We start from the raw sequence: 21,914 nt of genomic DNA on the forward strand, positions 1-21,914 counted from the left end.
GCGCGACCGGGGCCGCGGGGGTCGGGCGGGACGCCGGGCGCCGGGTCAGCTCGTCGTACACCCCGACGTAGACCCGGGCCTGCGCGCGCCAGTCGAGCTCCTCGGCCACCCGCCGCCGGGCGGCCAGCGAGCGACGCACCCGCTCGTCGGTGTCGTCGAGCAGGCGCTCCACCTCGTCCGCCATCGCCGCCACGTCACCCGACGGCACGTAGGCGCACGTGTCACCGCCCGAGACACGCGTCTCGACGAGGTCGAACGAGACGGCCGGCACGGCGTAGGCCATGTACTCCATCGTCTTGTTCATCGTCGACAGGTCGTTGAGCGGGGTCTTGCGGTCCGGGCACAGCCCGACCGAGGCGGCGCTCAGGTAGTCGGCGATGCGGTCCGGCCCGACCCGTCCGGTGAACTCCACGACATCGTCCAGACCCAGCCGGGTGCACTGGGCGCGCAGCTCGTCCAGGCAGTCGCCGAACCCGAGCAGGGCCGCGCGCACATCGGTCCGGCCGCGCACCTGCACCAGCTCGCGCACCACCTCGAGCACGACGTGCACGTCGTCCTGCGGTCCCATGATGCCCAGGTAGACCAGGAGGTGGTGTCCGCCCGTGTGGTCGGCGGCCGGCTGGACGGGCCGCATCCGGGCGGTGTCCGGTCCGGAGCGCACGACGGCGGCGTGCTGCGGCGGGACGTGCCCGCGCTCGAGCGCGATGCGCCGGTACGAGGTGTTCGTGGAGATCACCCGGTCGGCCGCGGCGAAGGTGCGGCGCTCCAGCCAGAGCAGACCGGAGTACTGGGCGCGGGCCGAGGCACCGGACGGCGCACCGAACCGGGACAGGAACAGCTCGGGGTTGAGGTCGTGGTGGTCGAACACGAACCGGGTGCGGGCCACGACCCGCCACAGCAGGGCGAGCAGCCAGTAGGTGTCCGGTGGGTTGCACGCCTGGATCACGTCGAAGCCCCGGGACCGGCGCACCCGCACGGACAGCGCGGCCGTGCGCAGCCACGAGTACACGAACTCCAGCGCATACCCCGCCAGACCGGTGGCCTGCGGGGCGGGCGCGTACCGGAAGATCTCGACGTCGTCGAGCACCTCGTGGTCGGCGTCGTCCGGTCCGCGCGGGCAGATGACGCTCACCGCGTAGCCCGCGGCGGTGAGCGCCTGGCACTCGAGCCAGACCCGCCGGTCGAGGGGCACCGACAGGTTCTGCACGATGATGAGGATGCGGGGGGCCCTCATCGCAGACCACCTGCCTGCTCGCGAACCGCCTGGTGCCGCCGCCGCACCACGCCCTGCCTCGTCGTCATCGGTCCTCCTTTGTCGGCCATCCACGCAGCCACGTCCAGTCGGCCGCGAGCGGCCCCCAGGGCTCGGTGCGACCGCGCAGCCGCTCCGCACCGGCCCGGACCACCACCCCGGCCGCGAGCAGCAGCAGACCCGCGCGCGCACGCACCGGACCCCAGGTCAGCCGCGCCAGGCTCGCCTTCCCGGTCATGAGGAGCCGGAGCTTGTGCGCCCGTCGCGGTGAGGAGGCCCCGTTCGCGTGCACGGCGACCGCGTCGGGCGTGATCCGCGGGGCGTACCCCCGACGCCGGGCCCGCAGGCTCAGATCGGCGTCCTCGCCGTACATGAAGTAGCGCTCGTCGAAGCCGCCGAGCTCCTCCCAGACCGGGCGGGGCACCGCCAGCAGGCAGCCCGTGACGATGTCGACCTCGCGCGGGGTGTCCCGCTGCCAGCCGCCCAACGACTCCGGGTCGAAGAGCCGGCTGCGCCGGAACAGTGCCGTGAGCCCCGTCGCGGCGCAGAACCAGCTCCACAGCGTCGGCCGTCCCCAGCAGGACGACGGGTCGAGCGAACCGTCCGGGCGAAGGGTCCTGCCGCCGACAAGGCCGGCCCGCGGGTGCTCCCGCAGGGCGCCCAGCAACGCGTCCACACAACCCGGCTGGACCACGGCGTCCGGGTTGAGCAGCACGACCACCGGCGCCGCCCCCTGGGCCACACCCCGGTTGACCGCACGGCCGAACCCCAGGTTGGTACCCGCCCGGTCCACGTCCACCCGCGAGGACCAGGCGTCGAGCACCCGCTGGGTCTCCTCCTGCGAGCCGTTGTCGACCACCACCACCCGGGTGGGCACCGCGGCCGGGGCCTCGTCGAGCAGCGCGCGCAGGCACCGGTCCAACCAGGCGGCACCGTTGTAGGAGACGATGACGACATCCACGTCGGGACCGCTCATGCGGGCGGGTCCTCGACCGGCCGGCCGTCGCGCCAGGCGACCACCCGGGCCGGTGCACCGACCGCGATGCACCCGGCCGGCAGCGACCGGGTGACGACCGAGCCGGCCCCGACGACGGCGCCGTCACCGATGGTCACACCGGCGACGACGGTCACCCGCGCACCGAGCCACACATCGGCCCCGATGCTCACGTCCTGCTCGATGCGCGGCTGGTCCATGATCGGCGTGCCCGGCCTCGTCGCGTAGTTGCTCGCGGTGATGAAGACCTCGGGCCCGAGCAGCGCGTTGTCCCCGAGGCTGATGCGCCCGGTCGCGTCGCCGGCCCACAGGCAGCAGCGCTCACCGACGTGCACGTCGCGGCCCAGCACGATCCGCGACCCGTTGCGCAGGCTCGCGGTGGGCGACATGCGCAGGCCCGGGCCCGCGGTGATCTCGCGACGCGGCAGCGCATGGCTGTAGACGTGGAACCGGGCGACCTTGACCAGGTGCAGCAGCGACGAGGGGCGCAGCAGGTCGAGAACCCCGGCCCGCGGGGCGCTCACCGTCCCCACCGAGGTGTCGCGCCGGTGGCCCGGAGCAGGACGAGCCCACGTCGTCGCAGCATGGTCGCCCCTTCCCCGCCGATGTGGTGCCCGCTCACGTCAGCCTCGCACGGTAGTGGCGCGGGCGACGGCGCGGCGAGCGCTGCGCCCAACATCACCCGCGCCGCGCGCGCACCTCGTCGGCGACGTCGACCACCTGGGTCGCGGCCCGGTGCCAGGTGTAGTGGCGACGGCGACGGTCGACGGCCTGGGCGCACGCCTCGTAGAGGCCGTCGTCCTGCAGCGCGCGGACGATCTCGTCGGCCAGGTCGACCGGGTCCTGCGAGCGCACCAGCCGTCCGCCGTCCGCACCGAGGATCTCCGGCATCGCGCAGGCGTCGCGCGCCACGCACGGCAGCCCGCGCAGCAGGGCCTCGACGAACGCGATGCCGAACCCCTCCATGAGCGAGGGCATGACGAACAGGTCGTGGCTGTCCATGAGCCGTCCGACCTGGTCGAACGGGACCCGGCCGAGGAACTCGACACCGTCCGGTGGCGCCGACCGCAGCGGCCAGGTCGAGGGTCCCGCCACGGTGAGCGTGACCGGCACGTCCCCGTGCGCCCGCAGGTGCTCGAAGGCCGCGACCACCTGCGGACCGGCCTTGGTGTCGAAGTCCCGTCCGACGAACAGCAGCCGCCGGACCGGCCCCTGGCGCCGCACCGGGACCGGCGCGTCGAGCGCGACGGGCACGTTGACCCCCGGGTTGACGACGCGCACCCGCTCGGCGCCCACCCCGTGGGCGACGAGGCTGTCGGCGAGCCAGCGGCTCATCGGCAGCAGCATCGCGGCGTGCTCGTAGACCTGGTCCTGCCGTCGGCGCAGGGCGTCGATCCGGTGACGGCCCAGAGCGCGGAAGTGCGGGACCCCGCCGGGTCCGTACAGGTCGAGCAGGAGCGCATAGCTGAGGTCCTGCAGCACGGCGAACGGGACGTCGGTCACGCCCAGGTCCTGGATCTGGAGCAGCACGTCGATGTCGGCGCGGTCGGCGGCGCGGCGCAGCCGGCGGGCCACCACGGCACGGGTGGTCGGGGCGTGCCGCCAGGGTGAGGTCCAGCCGGCGGCGGTCCGCCGGACGGACGCCAGCCGCGCCACCTGACGCTCGAGGTCGGACAGCCCGACCTCGACGTCCTGCACCTGGGCGACCTCGTCGAGCGCCAGGCGCAGGTTCCACGGGGTGCCCGACCAGCTCGTCTGGCGCGGGTCGGTCCAGTGGCAGGCGAACCCGAGCCGTGCGTGGCCCTCGGTCGTCGACGTCACGGTCGCGGTCACGATCCCTTCTCAGGCCCGGCCCGGACGGGGCGCCCGCGCGGGCTGGAGGCTTCGGGCAGGATAGGGCGCGCCACCGACCGACGGAAGGGACACCGCGCCGTGCGAGACCTGCCCGGCCCGCTCACGCTGCTCGGACCTGGGGCTCGACGACGGGCCCGACGCGTCGCGGACCTCGTGCTGGCCCCGGTCTCGTCCGTCGCGGGCGGGCACGACCTCAGCCAGGTCGCGGTCACCTTCGACGACGGGCCCGAACCGTCGGTGACCCCGCCGCTGCTCGAGCTGCTCGCCCGGCACGAGGTCCGGTGCACCTTCTTCCTCCTGGTGAAGCAGGCCGAGCAGCACCCCGACCTCGTGCGGGCCGTGGTCGAGGCGGGGCACGAGATCGCCCTGCACGGCCTCGACCACCGTCCGCTGCCGCCGATGGGGCACCGTGGGGCCTACCGCTACCTGCGCGAGGCCAAGGCCCGGCTGGAGGCCGTGGCGCAGGTCCCGGTGCACTGGTACCGCCCGCCCTACGGCAAGCAGTCGGTGAGGTCCTGGGCTGCCGCGCGCAGGGCCGGTCTGGACGTGGTCGTCTGGTCGGCCGATGCGGCCGACTGGGAGGACCTCGACGTGGCGGCGGTCGTCGAGCTGGCGCACGTGCGACTCGCCGGAGGCGGTGTGCTGCTGCTGCACGAGCGTCTCGAGCCGGGCCCGGCGGGCGAGCCGGTCGAGTCGCACCTGGACCGGGTCGAGATGGTCGAGCGCGTGCTCACGGACCTGGGCGGCCGGGGGCTGCGGCCGGTCACCGTGGGCGACCTCGCCCGCCGGGCGCGTCGGACCGCCTGGTTCCGCTGAACGCACGGGTGGGCGCGGTGACCTGAGGTCACCGCGCCCACCCGTGCTGCTGCTAGTAGCTGATCGCGGCGCCGCTCGTCGCCACGTTGCCCGACCAGGTCACGGGCACGTTCACCCGGGCCGAGCCGTACGACGAGTCACCGAACGTGTTGTCCCGCACCGTGATGTTCTGCACGATGTACTGGCCGTTGTTCCCGTCCACCACGAAGACGGTGAAGTTGCCGCCGGACAGGTAGTTCTTCTCGACCAGGACCGGTCCCACCGTGCTCGGCCCCAGGTCAGGGGCGAGGAACAGGGCGGAGTTCGTGCTCGCGCTGTTGGCCAGGTCGATCCGGTTGTGCCGCACGACGAGGTTGGTGACGCCGGACTGCATCTGCCCGCCGTCGGAGTGGGCACCGGCGGCCGGGGTCAGGTCGTGGATCCAGCTGTCCTGCAGGGTCGTGTTCGAACCGAGCTTGACCCCGTCACCCGTGGTCCCGTGGATGTTGACCCGCAGCGCGGTCCAGTTGGAGTACCCGATGCCGTTCTCGAAGCCGTAGATCTCGCTGTCCTGGACCGTCACGGAGCCCGAGACGACCCGCACGCCGTCACCTGAGCCCGAGCCGTGGATCCGCGAGTTCCTGATGACGACACCGGAGGCGTTGATCGTCACCGCACCGGAGATGTCGAGGCCGTCGATCACCTGGTTGGGCGTCGTCACCGTGAGCGGGCCGGAGGCCTTGAGCGAGGTCCCTGCGGGAACCCCGGTCGTCGAGGCGTCGGGGAAACCGGTGCTCGAGGTCGGGGTCGGGGTCGGCGTGGCCGTCGGGGTCGGCGTCGGGGTCGGGGTGACCGTCGGGGTCGGCGTCGGGGTCGGGGTGACCGTCGGCGTCGGGGTCGGGGTGACCGTCGGCGTCGGGGTCGGGGTGACCGTCGGCGTCGGCGTCGGCGTCGGCGTGGCCGTCGGCGTCGGGGTCGGGGTCGGCGTGGCCGTCGGCGTCGGGGTCGGGGTCGGCGTCGGGGCCGGCGTCGTGCCGGTGGGCCGCAGCGCGATCGCCACGTAGCTCCAGCGTGTCGGCTTCGGCGCGTTGGTCCCGATCAGGGTCGAGGTTCCCGCCGATGCCGGGGCCGACTGGAACCAGTAGGTGTCACCCGCCGGCACCAGGTACTGGGCCTGCAGGGTCTGACCGGACAGAACCGTCCGACCAGCCGCGGCCGACCAGTCGTTGCCGACACCCAGGACGATGTCGCCCGGCGCCGTGACCGTCGACACCCCGGCCGCTGCCGTCACCGTGGACGACGTGCCCGAGGACGAGGCCAGAGCCGCGTTGGTGACGGCGTAGAGCGTGCTCGAGCTGTAGTACCCGCCGAGCTTCAACGACGCCACCGGGGCGCACAGCGGCAGGGCGGACTTCGCGCTCGCGGTCCAGACCTCGGCCGTACCGCCGACCTTGTTGGCCCGCTTGGTCAGCGTCCACTTGAGGTTGCAGCCGCTCACCGAGGCGACGCTCTGGCTCCCACCAGCGGGCCCGTCCGCCGCAACAGCGAGCGCGAGGACAGCCGCCCCGGAGGTCGAGACCGTCGAGATCGGCACCGTCCGCGACGGCGCGCGCGAGACCGCCGACGCCGAGGTCACGGTCGTTCCCGTCGCGGCTGCCGCGCTCTGCGCCTGCGCCACCGGGATCGCTGCGAGCCCCACCGCGGCACCCACCATCGCGGCTGCCAGTCGAGGCACCCGCTGGATCCGTACCTTGTCGCTTCGCATGGCGTTCACGTCCTCTCGGTCATCGTCGAGAGTCAGATCGACGCGACCGAGGCCCTGCCATGATGGGACCTGGAGCAGTGTCACCCAGTTGGGTGAGCAAGCGCCCGGGCGCCCAGACGAGGTCGCCCCGAACAGGGACGACGCGATCCGCGACTGTCCACAGTCTCAGGGGTGCCCGGTGGCGACGGGTCGCCGGGGGTCGGCGGTGCCGACCCGAGGCGCAGTCGTGCAGGTCAGTCGCTGACCGGTGCCCCGGAGGCGTCGACGTTCCCCGAGAACGTCACCGGGACGGTGATCCGCACCGGTCCGTAGCGCGACTCGTCGCCGAAGCGGTTGTTGGTGATCGAGATGTTGCCCACGAGGTACCGACCGTCCGCACCGTCGACGCAGAAGAGCGCGTAGCCACCGCCGTCGAGCCAGTTGCCGTTGACGGAGACCGGGCCCGGGCTGCTCGGGCCGAGATCCGGGGCGAGGAAGATCGCCGAGTTGGCACCGGACCCGACGTCGATCGTGTTGCCGGTGACCACGAGGTTCGTCACACCGTTCTGCATCTGCGCACCGTCGGCGTGCGCACCCGGGGCCGGGTCGAGATCGTGGATCCAGCTCGCGTCCAGGGTCACGTCGCTGCCGAGCTTCACCCCGTCCCCGGTCACCCCGTGGATGTCGACCCGGTGCGCGGTCCAGCTGTTGCCGGCGATCGCGTTCTCGAACCCGGAGATCTCGGAGTCGGTGATCGTCACCGACCCCCAAACGACCTGGACCCCGTAGAAGCCGTCACCCGAGATCCGGGAGTTGCGGATCGTCACGCCCGGCGCGCTGATGACGACGGTGCCGCTGATGTCGAGCCCGTCGAGCACCGCCCCGGGCGTGCTCACCGTCATCCCGTCGGACGGGGTGAGCTGGGTGCCGGCGGGGACCCCGGTGTTGCCCGGCCCAGGCTTCGGGTTCGTCGGGGCAGGGACTGCAGGCGCCGGTGCCGGTGCGGTGGTCGGCCGGGCGGGCTTGCGGGTCGCTGTCGCGGTGGGGGTCGGCGCGGCGGTGGGCGTCGGGGTCGACGTCACCGCGGAGGTCGGCGTCGGCGTGGGGGTCGGCGTCGCCGTGGAGCGGGCGGTCGCCGACGAGGTCGAGGTCGCGCTCCCCGCGGCACCCGGGCAGAAGACCACGTCGACCCAGTACTGGTGGTGGGGCGCTCCCTGGTGCGGGAAGCGCCGTCCGTCGCCGACGGTCGTGACCGCCGCATCGTCGTTGTCGACCTGCAGGTCGGGCGTGACCGGACGGCCGACGAAGTCCGAGGTGGCCACGTACCGGCCGTCGGGCGAGGTGTAGGCGACGACGTAGGTCGCGCCCGCCGCCACCGCGACGGGACGGTCCAAGGACGCCGTCTGCCAGCCGCTCGCGGTCTCGTCCTCGAAGCTCACGCTGGCGAGCAGGGTCCCGTCCTCGGACCACAACGTGCCCTCGTGCGCAGCGCGGTCAGCGGTCTGCTTCCAGTAGCGCACCCCGACCACGGCGCCCGAGGTGCTCGGCACGAACCGGGTGCCCACGGTGAGCGGCGCGCCCGCGTCGACGACCGTCGTGCGCACCGGGGCCCCGTGGCCCCACATCGTCACACCGGCGTCCGAGGGCGTCGCGGTGAGCACCGTCGCACCGGAGACGAGCACGACGACGGCCACGGCCAGGGCGGCCCATCTGAGGGTGAAGGGCCCCTTGCCCGCGTACCTGGGGATGAGGTGCATGCGTCGTGCCGGACGGTGCTGGGCCATGTGCTGGTCCTCCTGACGGCGACCGGGGAAGCCACCCGGGCCTGCAGGGCGGCCATGGATGCGCGTGGCATCCGTGGTCGTTTATCGTTCCGTGACATTTGTATCATCCGAACGGAGCAACGTCGAGGCTCGGCCACGCCTCAGAGCGGCACGCCGATCCGCCGACGCCACCCGGTGAGCGCCGTCAGCGCCCCGGCCCCGACGGCACCCCCGAGCGCGGTCACCGCACCGAGGAGGCGGACCCGGCTGCCCTTCTGGGTCTCGTAGACCGGGAGCGAGGGGCTCAGGCTGATCCGCAGGCGCTGGTTGGCCTGGACCCCCCAGTCGTCCTCGAGACGGGTGATGTTCCGGCTGAGGTAGTCCAGCCCCGCCGACATCTGCTGGGCCGCCTCGACCTGGGTCCGCCCCACCGACTGCACGTCCAGTGCCGTGTCGTTGAACTCGTGCACCCACTGGCTCCCCTGGTCGGGCTGCCTGATCTGGTACCCGGCCAGCACCCCCTGGCTCGCCAGGGTGACGCCAGGGTCCGCCGTCGCCCACTCCGGGAACCCCGACACGGTCCTCGTGATGACACCGGCCGAGGCGAGCAGCGAGCTGGTCGACTCCACCAGCGCGTTCGGCGAGGCACCGAGCGGAGGCAGCAGAACCACCCGCACCCGGCCCACGACGAGCCGCTCCTGCCCGTGCAGCAGCACCAGCCCGGAGCCCGCGGTCAGGGCCGCGACCAGCACGAAGACGTGCCACGGCCGCACCAGCAGCAGGAGCCGGCGGCGGCGTTCACCGGATCGACCCGTCATTTCACCTGGATCTCCACGTCGGACCTGAGACCTACGAGCCTATGCTGAACGGGGCGCAGGGCGCCCGCCGGGTCCCGAGCTCGGCCGAGACACAGGAGCGCCCCGATGGATCTGCGGTACCTCCTCGCCCAGCTGCGACGTCGCGCCTGGGTGACGGCACTGTGCCTCGTCGCGACCGCCGCTGCGGCATACCTCGTGCAGGCCAGCATCCCCGCCCGCTACCAGGTCCAGGCCTCGCTCGTCCTCGTGCCGCCGAGCCTCACCCAGGACCCGGGCTCCAACCCGTTCCTGTCGATCGGCGGGCTCAACCCGGCGGCCGACGTGCTCGTGCGCGCCCTCAACTACTCCTCGTTCCACGAGCAGGTCGCCCCCGGTGGCGGGACCCGGACCTACGACGTGGCCCGCGACACCGACGCCTCGGGGCCGCTCCTGGTGGTCACGGCCAGCGACGTCACGGCGGCCGGGGCGAACGACGTGCTGGACACGGTCGTGGCCCAGGCGCCGGTCTCGATGAAGCAGCTCCAGGTCGACATCGGGGTCTCCAACGCCGCGATGATCGACGTGCTCGAGATCGCACGGGAGACCGAGCCCACCGTCGACACCAAGAGCCAGCAGCGGGCGCTGCTCCTCGTCGTGGGCGGCGGCCTCGGCGCCACCTTGCTCGGCGTCGGCCTGCTGGACCGCTGGTTGCTCAGCCGCACGCCACGCCGCCGCACGCCGGGCCGCTCCGCCGGCACGGGGTCCACGCCGGTCCCGGGCGCGGGGCCGGGCCCACGCCCCGAGCCGAGCCGCCCGAAGGGCACGGCCTCGGCACCCGCCGACCCCCGGTCCAAGCGGCGGCGGGTCCCGCCCCGCCCCGGCGGCTCGTCGGACGAGACGCCGGTGGGTGGCGTGGCCCAGCTCGAGGAGCTCATCAGCCAGCCGTCCTACGGCCCCGTCGTGCCACCGGCGGACGACTCCGACGCGACCCCCTTCCGGGGGGTGAAGGGCACGCAATGACCGGCCGGATCGCGTCCGACCTGCCGTCCGAGTCTCGCTCACAAGCTGCCCTCCTGCTCAGGGCGTGGGCCCTGCTCCTGCTCGTCCTGCCCGCCAAGCTCGTCGTGGGCGCCCTGGGCGCGGTCGGCAGCCCGGCGCAGATCCTCGGCATGCTCGCCGCGGTCGCCTGGTTCGTCACGGTCATGACCGTCCGGGCCGTCGAGCGCTCGGCGGCCGACCCGATCCGGTGGGCGTACCTCGCCTTCGCCGTCGCGTGCCTGGTCTCCTACCTCATGGCCGTGAGCAGGCCGATCGAGTCGATCGAGCTGTCCGCGGCCGATCGCGGCATGCTGCTCGTCATGTCCTGGGGCGGGGTGCTCCTCACGGCGTCGGACCTGCTGCGGACCCGGCGCGGCCTCACCCAGGTGCTGCGCACGATCTGCCTCGGCGGCGCCGTCGCGGCGGCGGTGGGCCTCGTGCAGTACTTCACCGGGGACCCGCTCGTCACCCGGCTGTCCATCCCGGGCCTGTCGATCAACGGGTCCTACAGCACGATCTACAGCCGCAACGGGTTCGAGCGGGTCGCAGGCACCTCCACCCACCCCATCGAGTTCGGCGTCCTCATGGCCATGGTGCTGCCGATCGCGCTGCACCTGGCGTTCCACGACACGGCGCGGTCGCGGGTCCGGCGCTGGACGCCCGTCGTGCTGCTGTCCGCCGCCGTGCCGATCGCCATGTCGCGGTCGGCACTCATCGGGCTCGGGCTGGTCCTGCTGCTCATCATGCCGACGTGGACGCGGTCGCGGCGGCGCGCCGGGTACGTCGCACTGATCGCCGGCATCGGTGCGGTCTATGTGACGGTCCCCGGCCTGATCGGCACCATGACCAGGCTGTTCACCGGGATCTCCGGTGACACGAGCGCCCAGTCCCGGGTCAACTCCTACGACATCGCACTGCACTTCGCCGGTCTCAGCCCGCTGTTCGGACGCGGCTTCGGCACCTTCCTGCCGCGGTACCGCATCCTCGACAACCAGTACCTCGGGATGCTCGTCGAGATCGGCGCCGTGGGGCTCTGCTCGTTCGTCGTGCTGCTCGTCACCGGTGTCGTCGTGACCCGGCGGGTCTTCCGCATGGTCCCGTCGGGCAGCCCCGACCGGAGCCTGGCGATGAGCCTGCTGGCCACCGTCGTCGCCGCGGCGGCGGCCTGCGCGACGTTCGACGCGTTCGGGTTCCCGCAGGTGGGCGGGCTCCTGTTCGCCGCGCTCGGGCTGCTCGGCGCGCTCGCCCGGATGATCGACGAGGAGAACCGTCCGCCGTGGATCCAGGCGGCGAACGAGCCCGATGCGGTCACCGCGCCGATCCGGATGGTGATCGCCGGCGCCCGGCGCCCCGGCCTGGGACGCCGATGAGCGCGCGACGACGTGACGGCGGCCTCGTCGTGCTCGCCTCCGGGGTGTCCTGGGACGACGCGGCCATGTCGGAGAAGCACATGGCCCAGGCGCTGAGCACCCGCACGCACGTGCTGTTCGTCGACCCACCGCTGTCGGTGCTCACGCCCCTGCGCAAACCGCACCTGCGCGACGCCGTCCGGCACCCCGGTCTGCGTGAGGTCGCGCCCGGGCTGAGCCGGGTCACACCGCTGGCCCCGCCCGGGGTCACCCGGCCAGGGCTGCGCCGACTGGCCCTCGCCGTGACACGCACCACCATCCGACGAGCCGTCCGCCGGCTCGGGCTGACCCCGTCCGCCCTGGTCGTGGCGTCGCTGGACGACGTGTTCGGCGCACTGCCGACAGCGCCGCACGTGCTGTGGGCGACCGACGACTGGGTGGCCGGCGCCGAGCTCATGGGCCTCGACCGGACCGTCGTCGAGCAGGACGAACGGCATCAGCTGGCGCGGTGCGACGTGGTCGCGGCCGTGTCGCCCGTGCTGGCCCGACGGCTGCAGGCGCACGGGGTGCCGACCCACGTGCTGCCGAACGGTGTCGACGCGCCGCTCCTGGCCACCTGCGACCAGGTGCCGGCCGCGCAGGACGTCCGGCTGCCACCCCCGGTCGCGACCTTCATCGGGCATGTCTCGGCCCGGATCGACCTGCAGGCGCTGCTCGCGGTGGCGCGGACCGGGGCCTCGCTGCTGCTGGTCGGCCCCCAGCCCGTCGTCTCCTCGCTCGAGGGCCTCGACGAGCTGCTCGCCCACGAGAACGTGCAGTGGACCGGTCCGCGCGCCGCGCACGAGCTGCCGGGCTACCTGCGGCTCACCACCGTCGGGCTCACCCCCTACGTGGACACGGCGTTCAACCGCGCGAGCCACCCGCTCAAGACCCTCGAGTACCTGGCGGCCGGCCGACCCGCGGTCGTCACCGACCTGCCGGCCGCGCGGACGATCCCCCCGGACCTCGTCGCCCTGTGCACGACGCCCACCGAGTTCGCCGACGCGACCCTCGCTGCGCTGCACCGACCTGCCGACCCGGCGGCGGCGGACCGTCGCCGCGCCTACGCGGCCGAACACTCCTGGCAGGTGCGGGCCGACCAGCTGCTGACCGTCATCGACGCGACCGCTCCGAGCCCCGGTGGTGGGCGGTGAGCGCCGCGGCGGCCCGGTTCGCGGCCGCGGCGTACCGGGGGGTGGTCGCGGCCGTCGACCTGCTGCCCGCCGGCTGGCGGTACGGCTACGTCACCCCGGTCGCCGCACGCGTCCTGGGCGGCGACCAACCCGCCGGGTTCCGCCCGGTGACCCCGGCCCCGGCCCCGGCCACGGCCACGCCCGCGTCCGGCCCCGAGCGGCCGGTTCCGGCTCCCCGGCTGCACGTCGGGCTCGTCACCGGCCGCCTCGACGTCGGCGGGGTCGAGGCGGTGGTCGCGATGCTCACCGAACGGCTGCCCCACGAGGCGGTCCGCTGCACGGTCGTCTGCACCCAGCTCGGCCGGACGGCGGCCACCCTGCGGACGTCCGGGGCCCAGGTCGAGGTGGTCACCACCGCTGAGCGGGCTGCCGCGACGTTCCAAGCGATCGGGGCGGACGTGCTCCAGCTGCACAATGCGCCGCCGTTCCTCGTCGCAGCCGCCCGGCGCAGCGGCCTGCCGCTCGTCCCGGTGGTGCACAACACCGAGGTCTACAACACGGGCGAGGACTGGCGCGCCGCCGCCGAGCTGCTCGACCACTCCCCCCAGGCGGTCGCGGTGAGCGCCGCGGTGCGTGACTACTACCGTGCGCACCTGCCGTGCGAGACCGCCACCGCCTGGTCCGTCGTGCCGAACGCGGCTCCCGTCGGGTCCGTGCGCACCTCGGCGGACCGGGACCAGGCGCGTGAGCTGCTCGGCAGGTTCTTGGGCGTCGAGCTCGCCACCGAGACGGTCCTGGTCTGCCCCGCCCGCTACGACGCGCAGAAGAACCTGCCGGGCACGGTCGCGGCGTTCCACTCCCTCGCCGCCACCCCGGGTCGGCACCGGCTGCGCCTCGTCATCGCGGGCGAGGTGACCGACTGGGTCGAGCACCGCCGTGCCGATGCGGTCCGCCGTGCCGGGCCGATGCGGGACCGGGTGCACCTGCTCGGCAACAGCGACACCTCGATGCTGCTGGCGGCCGCGGACGGTCTGCTGCTCGACTCCTTCTTCGAGGGCTGGCCGGTGGTGGGCTCCGAGGCGGTGACCGTCGGCCTGCCGCTCGTCATCGCCGATGTCGGGGGTGCCGTCGAGCTCGTCTCCGCCGGTCACGGCGTCGTCGTCCCCAACCCCGCGGGGCCGACGGCGGGTCTCGACCCGCGTGTGCTGGCCCGGGCCCGCCGCGCCACGTCGCAGGTCAACGTGCCCGCGCTGCGCGCCGCCCTGCTCAGGGTCGGCCCCCACGACCTGGACCGGCGCAGCCCCCTGCGCGACGAGCAGGTGTCGGCTGCGGTCGACGCGATGGCACGGGCGCACGCCGCTGTGCTGGCGGCAGCGGCCGGATCAGCCCTCTGAGGCTGCCGCGGTGGCCGGCAGCCTGGCCTCCACGCGCGCGACGAGGCCCGGCGCGATCCGCCCGACCCGCAGCCCGCGCAGCAGGTCCACGGCGACGGCGGGTTCGACGAGAATCGCGAGCACGACCTGGACCAGGGACATCGCCACTCCGACCAGCACGAGGCGGAGCAGGTCGTCGAAGCCCGATGTCAGCACCACCACCAGCAGCCCGACCGCGGTGCTGCCGATCATGATCGGCGCGGCGCGCACCAGCGGCGTCGCGATGTTCGTAGCCCTGGTCTCGAGCAGCCTCGCCACGAGGAACCAGCGCAGGACCGTCGCGCCGAACGCGACCAGAGCGAACCCGCATGCGACACCGAGCAGGCCCCACCGCACGGTGAGCGCCGTGACCGCCAGCGTGAGACCGTCGATCACGACCGAGTACCAGAGCCAATTGCCGGGCTTGCCCACACCGTAGAAGAGCCCGTGGTCGAGCGTGGCGCCCATGGTGAACACGGCGGCGAGGGCGAGCACCTGCGCGACACCTGCGCTTGTGCCCCACCCGCCGCCGAAGAGCACCGGGACGATGAGCGGGCCAGCGGCGACAACAAGCCCCAACGGAAGCGACACCGTCGTGTAGCACGCGGACAGGGCACGGTGATAAGCCGACCGAAGGTGCTCGACGTCCTCGCGCGTCTTGGCAAAGACCACCGTGGCGACCGGGAAGATCGCCGAGGCACTGAGGTCCTGGACCGTCTCGATGAGCTTCTTGGCGATGCTCAGGTATCCCAGCCCCGTCGCACCGAGAACCGACGCGATGATCGCGGTCTCGCCCCACGCACGTGCCACCGCCACGAGCTCGACGACGACGACCTGGCTTCCGAACCCCGCCATGACTCGGAGGTCGATCAGCGAGAAGCCCCATCGTGGCCACCAGCGCGCCCGCACGATCGCGAGGACGGAGCCCACGCCCATCGAGACGAGCAGCTGCCCGACCAGGGCACCGACACCCGCCCCATTGAGTGCGAGCACGACCGCGACCACCTGGGCGGCGAGACTCGCGACCGCGGTCTGCTGCGCCAGCTCACGGAACATCAGGCGGCGCCTCAGGAGCGCGATCGAGACCGACGACAGCGAGACCATGAGGATCGCAGGTGCCATCCAGCGCAGCGCCGTCGTCACCCCGGGGATGCCGAACGCGGCCGCGAACAACGGCGCACACAGGTAGAGCGCGGCGAAGAGGATGACCCCCATGCCCAGGCTGAACCAGAAGGCGGTTCTCAGGGCTCGTTCGCTGGGCGCGTCGACCTGGACGACATAGGTCGACAGACCGACATCGCTCAGCAGGTACACCATCGGCAGCACGGACATGGCCGCGGAGACGGTGCCGAAGTCCGCCGGATCGAGCACACGAGTCAGCAACGCGACAGTCGCGAGGCCACCGAGCCGAGTGATCCACTTCTGCACGGTCATCCACAGGACGCCGCGCGTGGCGGCCCCGCCTAGTCCACCAGACTCCACCGCCGCATCACGGACGTGCTCCGCATCGGGTGCCGCCGCGAGGCCCTCGCGCCGACGGCGCCGCCACACGCCGCTCACATGCCCCATCGATTCCATGTCCGCCATCGAAGACGGTCCCGCAGGTCAGCCGAGTGCCGCCACGTCCAAGCCGCACCGAGGTGCCACGGGGACCCCCCGTCGGCGATGGCACGAAAGGCACGCCAGCCGCCGCGGCGCTCGACCCTCGGGTCGAGCTCATGGACAAACTGCACGGCCGGCTCCACCTCGGCGAGCGGCGCCCCGTCTCGGACCCGGCCGATCACCCATGACAGGGCCTCCTCGACGGCGCGGTCGATCATGACCGCTTCGAGGTGGTCTCGAGCCGGCCCGGGATCCAGCCGCCCGAGGTGCGCTCGGTAGGCCTCGACCCGTTGCCCCACGTCACCGACCATGGTGGCGAAGTGGTTCTGCGACATGGCCGCCCCGTGAACCCGTCGGAAGGCGTGATCCGGTCCGTTGACGTGACCGACGTCGCTTACCGACGCGATCCTCAGCCACATGTCCACATCGCCAGCGTGCGGCTGCCTCGGGTCGTAGTAGCCCACCGCGTGCTGCACGCTCGTGCGGACCACCGCCTCGGGGCTGAAGAGCGCGCTGTTCCCTCTCTTGAACTGGAGCTCGATCCACCGGGAGCCCTGCCACAACGACCAGTCGACGGCGCGGGGGCGGAACCCCGGGGGTGCTCCCTGGAAGTCACGCGGGCGCCCGTAGGCCAGGCCGACCGAGGGGTGCGCCTCGAGCAGAGCACCCGCGCGGGCGAGAGCGCCCGGCGCGAGCAGGTCGTCGGCTGAGAGCAGAACCACGTAGTCGGAGTCCACCTGGGCGAGCCCGTCGTTGTACGTCGCGATGTGCCCGGCATTCGTCTCGTGACGGATCAGCCGAACCCGAGGATCCGCGTCGACGATTCGTCGTGCTACCTGCGCGGAGTCGTCGGTCGACGCGTCATCGACGACCGTCACCCGAACCTGGACACCAGACTGACCGAGCACGCTGTCGACGCAGTCAGGAAGGAAGCGCCCGTAGTTGTAGCAGGGGACCACCACCTCGACCAGCGGCGCACGAACCAACGAGACTGGTCGTCGCGCTCTCACGCCCCACCCCCGACCGTCATACCAGGGCCTGCACCAGGACCTCGACCACCCGTTCCTGCTGGGCAGACGTGAGGTGCGGGAACATCGGCAGCGACAGGATGTGGTCGGCGGCCGCCTCGGCCACCGGGAACGCGCCCCGGCCCAGCCCGAGACCCGCGTACGCCGCGGTGAGGTGCACGGGCGTCGGGTAGTGGATCCCCGCCCCGATCCCGGCGTCCCCCAGCGCGGCGAGCACCCGGTCCCGCTCCTCGACCTGGACGACGTAGAGGTGCCAGATGTCCTCGTTGCCCGGTGCCGTGGTCGGGACCCGCACCCCCGGCACGTCGGCGAGCAGCGCGGCGTAGCGGTCCGCCGCCACCCGGCGCGCGGCGTTCCAGTCCTCGAGCCGGCGCAGCTTCGCCTCCAGCACGACGGCCTGGACGGTGTCGAGCCGGGAGTTCACCCCGATGAGCTCGTGCTCGTACTTGCGCGGCGAGCCGTGGGCCGAGAGCACCCGCACCGTCCGGGCCAGGTCGTCGTCGTCGGTGAGCACCCCACCGCCGTCGCCGGCTGCCCCCAGGTTCTTGCCGGGGTAGAAGCTCGTCCCCGCGATCGCACCGAAGGTGCCCGCCGTCCGGCCGCCCTGCCTGGCACCCTGCGCCTGGGCCGCGTCCTCGACGACGGGCACACCCGCCGCCTGCGCGATCGCCAGGAGCGGGTCCATCGGCGCGACCTGGCCGAACAGGTGCACCGGCACGATCGCCTGGGTGCGCGGCCCGACCGCGGCGCGCACCGCCTCGGGGTCCATGAGCAGGTGCACCGGGTCGACGTCGACGGGCACCGGGACCGCCCCGATCCGCGAGACGGCCTCGGCGGTGGCGATGAACGTGTTCGCCGGAACGATCACCTCGCCCCCCGGCTGCACCCCCACGGCGCGGTAGGCCAGCTCCAGGGCGTCGGTGCCGTTGCCGACCCCGACGCAGTGCCGCACCCCGACGAACGCCGCGAACGCCTCCTCGAACCGACCGACCGCCGGACCGCCGATGAAGGCGGTCCGCGCGAACACCTCGGCCAGCCCGGAGTCGACCTCCCCGGCGATCTCGGCGTGCTGGGACAACAGGTCGACGAACGGGACGGACATCATGACCTCGGCTCTCTGGTGTGGATCGACGACTGGTGCAGCACGGACCGTCACCGGGCCCGGGTGGTGATCGGGCGCGCGGGCGTGCCCACCCACACCTGGCCCGCCGGCAGGTCCTCCAGCAGCGCGGACCCCATGCCCAGGGTCGCACCTGCCCCGACCGAGACGCGCTCGCGGACCGCGGAGCTCATCCCGAGGTAGGCGCCCGGCCCGACGCGCACCCAGCCACCGAGGGCGACGCCGGCGCACAGGGTCGCGTAGTCCTGCACGACGTCGTCGTGCGTGAGCGTCACGTGCGGCATGACCACGACGTGGTCACCGATCTCGACCGCCGTCGTGAGCACGACACCGGCCAGCAGGATCGTGCCGCGTCCGATCCGGGTCGCCCCGGCCGTGGAGACCCCGGGGTGCACGACCGTCGCATAGCGCTCCGGCGTGACCCCGGCCCGGGTGAGCCGCTCGACCACCGACCTGCGTGCGGAGCCGCGGCCCGCGCACACCACGAGCTCGGCGGCCGGCCACCGGGCCACGTCGTCGATGCCACCCAGCACGGGCAGACCGTCGACGTCGCGCCCCACGAGGCCCGGGTCGTCGTCCAGGAAGCCGAGCACCTCACGCTCGCCCTGCTCCCGCAGCAGGGCCAGCACCTCACGGGCGAGCCCGCTCGCGGCGACCAGCAGGAGCGGTGCGGCCACGTCAGAGCCCCGCCGCGTCCCGGATCGACCGGATGACCCGGTCCTGCTGCTCGTCGGTCATCACGTGGAAGACCGGGAGGATGAGCGTGGAGTCCGTGAGCCGCTCGGTCACCGGCAGCGGGCCGTGCTCGACACCCGCGTGCGCCGGCTGCCGGTGCGCCGCCATGATGCCGCGCCGGGCCGAGATCTCGTCACCGGCCAGGTGGGCCAGCAGCCCGTCACGGTCGACCGGGAACTGCTCCCCCACCTCGACCCAGTAGGACTGGAAGCTGCTCGTGCCCCACGCCGGGTCGGCCACCGGCCGCAGCCCGGGCACGGCCTCGAACGCGGCCGAGTAGCGGGCCGCGATCTGGCGGCGACGAGCGAGGATCTGGGGCAACCGGCCGAGCTGGACGAGCCCGACCGCGGCCTGCAGGTCGGTCATCCGGTAGTTGTAGCCGACCTCGAGGTACTCCTCGGCCGGGGCCAGGACGCTCGCGTGCCGGTCGGCCGCCGAGACGCTCATCGCGTGCTCGCGAAGCCGCCGGGCCCGCGCGGCCCAGTCCTCGTGGGGCGTCGTGAGCATGCCGCCCTCGCCCGTCGTGATGACCTTGCGGGGGTGGAACGACCAGGCCGTGATCTCGGCGCCCGCGCCGACCGGACGACCGCGGTAGGTCGCGCCGGCACCGCATGCGGCGTCCTCGATCACCACGATGCCCCGCGGGTCGGTGACGGCACGGATCGCGTCGAGGTCGACGGGCACACCGCCCTGGTCCACCGCGATGACGGCACGGGTCCGCGGCGTGAGCACGGCCTCCACGGTCGCGGCGGTGAGGTTCCCCGTCGCCGCATCGACATCGGCGAAGACCGGGTGCGCACCGACGTAGGTGGGCGCGTTCGTGGTGGCGACGAAGGAGAAGGACGGGACCACCACCTCGTCACCGGCGCCGACACCCGCCACGACGAGCGCCAGGTGCAGCGCGGTCGTGCACGAGCTCGTCGCCACGGCGTAGGGCACCTGCTGGGCCTGGGCGAACTCCGCCTCGAACCGTGCGACCCGAGGGCCCTGGGCGACCCAGCCCGAGGCCAGCACCTCGTTGACCGCGTCGGCCTCCTCCTGGCCGAGCCAGGGACGCATCACGTCGATGCGGCTCATGAGAGCTCCTCACCCGGTGCGGCGGACGTCGCGCTGGCGACCCAGTTGCGGTCCTCGATCCGGGCGAGCATCTCCTGCGGAGTCTGCGGCCGCGAGCTGAACCACCCGACGAGGTCGGCGACCCCGTCCTCGAAGACGACCTTGGTCTCGAAGCCGGTGAGCGACTTCATGTACCGGCCGTCGACGATGAGCCGCCGCACGTCGCCCGGACGGTCCTCGAGGTGGACCGGGACGAGGTCGGGACGTCCCACCCCGGCCACCACCGCGGCAGCCAGGTCGTTGATCGTGACCTCACGCCCCGAGCCGAGGTTGACCGTCTGGCCGACCGCCTCGTCGCAGACCGCCAGCGCGGCGAGCCCGCGTGCGGTGTCGTGCACGTGCATGAAGTCCCGGGTCTGCTCACCGTCGCCGTAGACCAGCGGCGGCAACCCGCACAGTGCCCGGACGATGGTGCGCGGCAGCACCTCACCGCTGTCACCCTCGAAGTGGCTGCGCGGGCCGTAGGTGTTGAACGGTCGAGCCACCACGGTCGCCATCCCGTGGGTGCGGAACGCCGCACGTGCGTAGGCCTCCCCGGCGAGCTTGCTGCCGCCGTACACCGTCTCCGGCCAGGTCGGGTGCCGCTCGTCCATCGGCGCGTACTGCGCGGTGCCGAAGACCTCGCTCGAGGAGACGTGGACGAACCGACGCACCTCGTGGCGCCGGGCCGCCTCCAGCAGCGTGAGCGTCGCGCCGGCGTTGACGTCATGGTTCTCGACGGGGTCGTGCAGCGAGTGCCGCACCCCCAGGCAGGCGAGATGCATGACGACGTCGACGCCCTGCAGCGCGCGCTCGACCGCATCACCGTCGCGCAGATCGGCCGCGTCGAACCGCAGCCTCGGATCGGTCCCGAGCCGGACGAGGTTCTCGATCCGGCCGTTGGCGAGGTTGTCGATGACCCGGACCTCGGCGGGGTCGTGGTGCTCGAGCAGCTCGTCCACGAGGTGCGAGCCGATGAAGCCGGCCCCTCCGGTGACCAGGACCCGCGCGCCCTCGAGCCCGCTCATGCCGCACCCGCCCCGACGTTGCCCGCGACGGGGACGAGCCGGCCGGCCTCGCCGAGGCTGCGGCCCGCAGCCTCGAGCACGTCGAGCACCCGAAGACCGGCGCTGCCGTCGGTCCGCGGCGGGCGTCCCTCCCGGATGGCGGCGGCGAACTCGGCGACCATGACGCCGAGCGCCTCCGCCTCCTTGAGCGCCGGCGACCACGCGTCACCGAGCCGGTAGGACACCTGGGCGGCGGTCCGGTCCGCCGTCGTGGCCCGCAGGTCGACGCCCCGGTCGAACACCGTGAGGCGTTGCTGGGGTGCCAGGTCGTCCCACACGAGGGTCTTCTTGCTGCCGCCGACGACGAACTGCCGGATCTTGGTCGGGCTGAGCCAGTTCACGTGGACGTGGGCCATGGCCCCGCCGGGGAGCGGCAGCGTGAGGTAGCCGACGCAGGACTGGCCGACGCCCAGCGGATCGGCACCCTGTGCGCCGACGGCGGTCGGGACGAGACCCCCGGGCAGGATGAAGTCGAGGATCGACAGGTCGTGCGGCGCCAGGTCCCAGAACACGTCGACATCGGGCTGCACGAGCCCGAGGTTGATGCGCACGGAGTCGACGAACTGGATCTCGCCGAGCGACCCGTCGGCGATGAGCTCACGGATCTTCAGGACCGGCGCCGTGTAGCAGAACGTGTGGTCGACCATGAGGGTGAGGCCACGTTCGGCCGCGAGCGCGACCATCGCCCGGCCGGCCTGACCGCCGTCGGCGATGGGCTTCTCGACGACAACGTGCTTGCCCGCCTCGAGCGCCGCCGTCACGATGGCGGCGTGCGTCGCCGCGGGGGTCGCGACCGCCACCGCGTCCACGTCGTCCCGAGCCAGCACCTCCGGCAACGAGGTGACGACCTCGACGGTCGACCGGGCGCCCACCACCTTGCGAGCCCGCGCCTCGTCGAGGTCGCACACCGCGACGAGGTCCCAGTCAGGGCTGTTCCGGAAGTTCCGCGCCAGGTTGGGCCCCCAGTAGCCGGCCCCGATCACTGCCACCTGCAGCTTGCTCATGTCGTCCTTGTCGCTCGGGTACGTCCAGTCTGTCCGCCAGGCGCGCGACGGTCACGCCGAGTCAGCCGAAATCGCCCGGCCTTCACCCGCGCC

19 protein-coding genes are annotated in these 21,914 nt (G+C 73.1%); 5 read left to right on the top strand and 14 right to left on the bottom strand.

The window, feature by feature from the left end:
• From F2B26_RS02320 to F2B26_RS02335, 4 genes are all read right to left on the bottom strand, one after another.
• Positions 1-1,234 (bottom strand): glycosyltransferase family 4 protein (locus tag F2B26_RS02320; protein ID WP_159806008.1); only part of this gene is annotated, 1,234 nt, incomplete at its 3' end.
• A 64-nt stretch (positions 1,235-1,298) separates the two neighbouring features.
• Positions 1,299-2,228: a glycosyltransferase family 2 protein gene (locus F2B26_RS02325; RefSeq protein WP_159806010.1), complete on the bottom strand. Its 930-nt coding sequence runs from the start codon at positions 2,226-2,228 to the stop codon at positions 1,299-1,301.
• Positions 2,225-2,770 carry an acyltransferase gene (locus tag F2B26_RS17620; protein ID WP_328698643.1) on the bottom strand — a complete coding sequence of 182 codons (546 nt, stop codon included), beginning with the start codon at positions 2,768-2,770 and terminating at the stop codon, positions 2,225-2,227. Before F2B26_RS17620 ends, F2B26_RS02325 begins: the two co-directional genes overlap by 4 nt.
• A gap of 154 nt (positions 2,771-2,924) precedes the next feature.
• Positions 2,925-4,079, bottom strand: coding sequence for a glycosyltransferase family 4 protein (locus F2B26_RS02335; protein ID WP_159806012.1), 1,155 nt, complete (start codon positions 4,077-4,079; stop codon positions 2,925-2,927).
• A gap of 99 nt (positions 4,080-4,178) precedes the next feature.
• Here F2B26_RS02335 and F2B26_RS02340 point away from each other — a divergent pair, with 99 nt between their 5' ends.
• Entirely contained in the window at positions 4,179-4,916 is a 738-nt protein-coding gene (locus tag F2B26_RS02340) for a polysaccharide deacetylase family protein (RefSeq protein WP_159806014.1), read from the top strand.
• Between the two features lie 52 nt (positions 4,917-4,968).
• On the opposite strand, the gene F2B26_RS02345 is transcribed toward F2B26_RS02340, so the two are convergent.
• The 3 genes from F2B26_RS02345 to F2B26_RS02355 form a co-directional block, all read right to left on the bottom strand.
• Positions 4,969-6,669 carry a right-handed parallel beta-helix repeat-containing protein gene (locus F2B26_RS02345; protein WP_159806016.1) on the bottom strand — a complete coding sequence of 567 codons (1,701 nt, stop codon included), beginning with the start codon at positions 6,667-6,669 and terminating at the stop codon, positions 4,969-4,971.
• 224 nt (positions 6,670-6,893) lie between these two features.
• The gene (locus F2B26_RS02350; protein ID WP_159806018.1) at positions 6,894-8,423 is read right to left on the bottom strand and encodes a DUF4082 domain-containing protein; all 1,530 of its coding nucleotides are present in this window, start codon (positions 8,421-8,423) and stop codon (positions 6,894-6,896) included.
• 140 nt (positions 8,424-8,563) lie between these two features.
• On the bottom strand, positions 8,564-9,220 hold the full coding sequence (locus tag F2B26_RS02355) for a hypothetical protein (RefSeq protein ID WP_159806020.1): 657 nt from the start codon (positions 9,218-9,220) through the stop codon (positions 8,564-8,566).
• A gap of 105 nt (positions 9,221-9,325) precedes the next feature.
• Between F2B26_RS02355 and F2B26_RS02360 the strand changes: the two genes are divergently transcribed.
• Genes F2B26_RS02360 through F2B26_RS02375 form a run of 4 tightly spaced genes read left to right on the top strand, consistent with a single transcriptional unit; the run spans position 9,326 to position 14,152 of the window.
• The gene (locus F2B26_RS02360) at positions 9,326-10,219 is read left to right on the top strand and encodes a Wzz/FepE/Etk N-terminal domain-containing protein (RefSeq protein WP_159806022.1); all 894 of its coding nucleotides are present in this window, start codon (positions 9,326-9,328) and stop codon (positions 10,217-10,219) included.
• Positions 10,216-11,607 (top strand): O-antigen ligase family protein, encoded by a 1,392-nt coding sequence (locus F2B26_RS02365; RefSeq protein ID WP_159806024.1) that lies wholly within the window; start codon positions 10,216-10,218, stop codon positions 11,605-11,607. Before F2B26_RS02360 ends, F2B26_RS02365 begins: the two co-directional genes overlap by 4 nt.
• A complete protein-coding gene (locus tag F2B26_RS02370; RefSeq protein ID WP_159806026.1) occupies positions 11,604-12,779 on the top strand; it encodes a glycosyltransferase in 1,176 nt (391 codons plus the stop codon). Before F2B26_RS02365 ends, F2B26_RS02370 begins: the two co-directional genes overlap by 4 nt.
• Complete coding sequence (locus F2B26_RS02375; protein WP_159806028.1) at positions 12,776-14,152, top strand: glycosyltransferase; 1,377 nt, start codon at positions 12,776-12,778, stop codon at positions 14,150-14,152. Before F2B26_RS02370 ends, F2B26_RS02375 begins: the two co-directional genes overlap by 4 nt.
• Here the strand turns inward: F2B26_RS02375 and F2B26_RS02380 are convergent.
• From F2B26_RS02380 to F2B26_RS02410, 7 genes are read right to left on the bottom strand one after another with little or no spacing between them, the layout of a single operon-like run.
• Entirely contained in the window at positions 14,141-15,757 is a 1,617-nt protein-coding gene (locus tag F2B26_RS02380; protein ID WP_328698644.1) for an oligosaccharide flippase family protein, read from the bottom strand. The genes F2B26_RS02375 and F2B26_RS02380 overlap by 12 nt on opposite strands.
• On the bottom strand, positions 15,727-16,782 hold the full coding sequence (locus tag F2B26_RS02385; protein WP_328698645.1) for a glycosyltransferase family 2 protein: 1,056 nt from the start codon (positions 16,780-16,782) through the stop codon (positions 15,727-15,729). The genes F2B26_RS02380 and F2B26_RS02385 overlap by 31 nt, the downstream gene beginning before the upstream one ends.
• A gap of 16 nt (positions 16,783-16,798) precedes the next feature.
• On the bottom strand, positions 16,799-17,905 hold the full coding sequence (locus tag F2B26_RS02390; RefSeq protein ID WP_201292573.1) for a DegT/DnrJ/EryC1/StrS family aminotransferase: 1,107 nt from the start codon (positions 17,903-17,905) through the stop codon (positions 16,799-16,801).
• A 47-nt stretch (positions 17,906-17,952) separates the two neighbouring features.
• A complete protein-coding gene (locus F2B26_RS02395) occupies positions 17,953-18,597 on the bottom strand; it encodes a NeuD/PglB/VioB family sugar acetyltransferase (protein ID WP_159806034.1) in 645 nt (214 codons plus the stop codon).
• 1 nt (position 18,598) lies between these two features.
• Entirely contained in the window at positions 18,599-19,732 is a 1,134-nt protein-coding gene (locus F2B26_RS02400; RefSeq protein WP_159806036.1) for a DegT/DnrJ/EryC1/StrS family aminotransferase, read from the bottom strand.
• Complete coding sequence (locus tag F2B26_RS02405) at positions 19,729-20,778, bottom strand: dTDP-glucose 4,6-dehydratase (RefSeq protein ID WP_159806038.1); 1,050 nt, start codon at positions 20,776-20,778, stop codon at positions 19,729-19,731. The genes F2B26_RS02400 and F2B26_RS02405 overlap by 4 nt, the downstream gene beginning before the upstream one ends.
• A complete protein-coding gene (locus F2B26_RS02410) occupies positions 20,775-21,821 on the bottom strand; it encodes a Gfo/Idh/MocA family protein (protein ID WP_159806040.1) in 1,047 nt (348 codons plus the stop codon). Before F2B26_RS02410 ends, F2B26_RS02405 begins: the two co-directional genes overlap by 4 nt.
• Positions 21,822-21,914: the final 93 nt, after the last annotated feature.

Origin of the sequence: Cellulomonas citrea (assembly GCF_009829685.1) — a bacterium.
Classification (GTDB): Bacteria; Actinomycetota; Actinomycetes; order Actinomycetales; family Cellulomonadaceae; genus Cellulomonas; species Cellulomonas citrea.

Bases quoted from the DNA above. Each gene is read 5' to 3' on its own strand.
- F2B26_RS02325 (WP_159806010.1), bottom strand. From the start codon at position 2,228: ATGAGCGGTCCCGACGTGGATGTCGTCATCGTCTCCTACAACGGTGCC.
- F2B26_RS02350 (WP_159806018.1), bottom strand. From the start codon at position 8,423: ATGGCCCAGCACCGTCCGGCACGACGCATGCACCTCATCCCCAGGTAC.
- F2B26_RS02355 (WP_159806020.1), bottom strand. From the start codon at position 9,220: ATGACGGGTCGATCCGGTGAACGCCGCCGCCGGCTCCTGCTGCTGGTG.
- F2B26_RS02360 (WP_159806022.1), top strand. From the start codon at position 9,326: ATGGATCTGCGGTACCTCCTCGCCCAGCTGCGACGTCGCGCCTGGGTG.
- F2B26_RS02365 (WP_159806024.1), top strand. From the start codon at position 10,216: ATGACCGGCCGGATCGCGTCCGACCTGCCGTCCGAGTCTCGCTCACAA.
- F2B26_RS02370 (WP_159806026.1), top strand. From the start codon at position 11,604: ATGAGCGCGCGACGACGTGACGGCGGCCTCGTCGTGCTCGCCTCCGGG.
- F2B26_RS02380 (WP_328698644.1), bottom strand. From the start codon at position 15,757: ATGGCGGACATGGAATCGATGGGGCATGTGAGCGGCGTGTGGCGGCGC.
- F2B26_RS02390 (WP_201292573.1), bottom strand. From the start codon at position 17,905: ATGATGTCCGTCCCGTTCGTCGACCTGTTGTCCCAGCACGCCGAGATC.
- F2B26_RS02400 (WP_159806036.1), bottom strand. From the start codon at position 19,732: ATGAGCCGCATCGACGTGATGCGTCCCTGGCTCGGCCAGGAGGAGGCC.
- F2B26_RS02405 (WP_159806038.1), bottom strand. From the start codon at position 20,778: ATGAGCGGGCTCGAGGGCGCGCGGGTCCTGGTCACCGGAGGGGCCGGC.
- F2B26_RS02410 (WP_159806040.1), bottom strand. From the start codon at position 21,821: ATGAGCAAGCTGCAGGTGGCAGTGATCGGGGCCGGCTACTGGGGGCCC.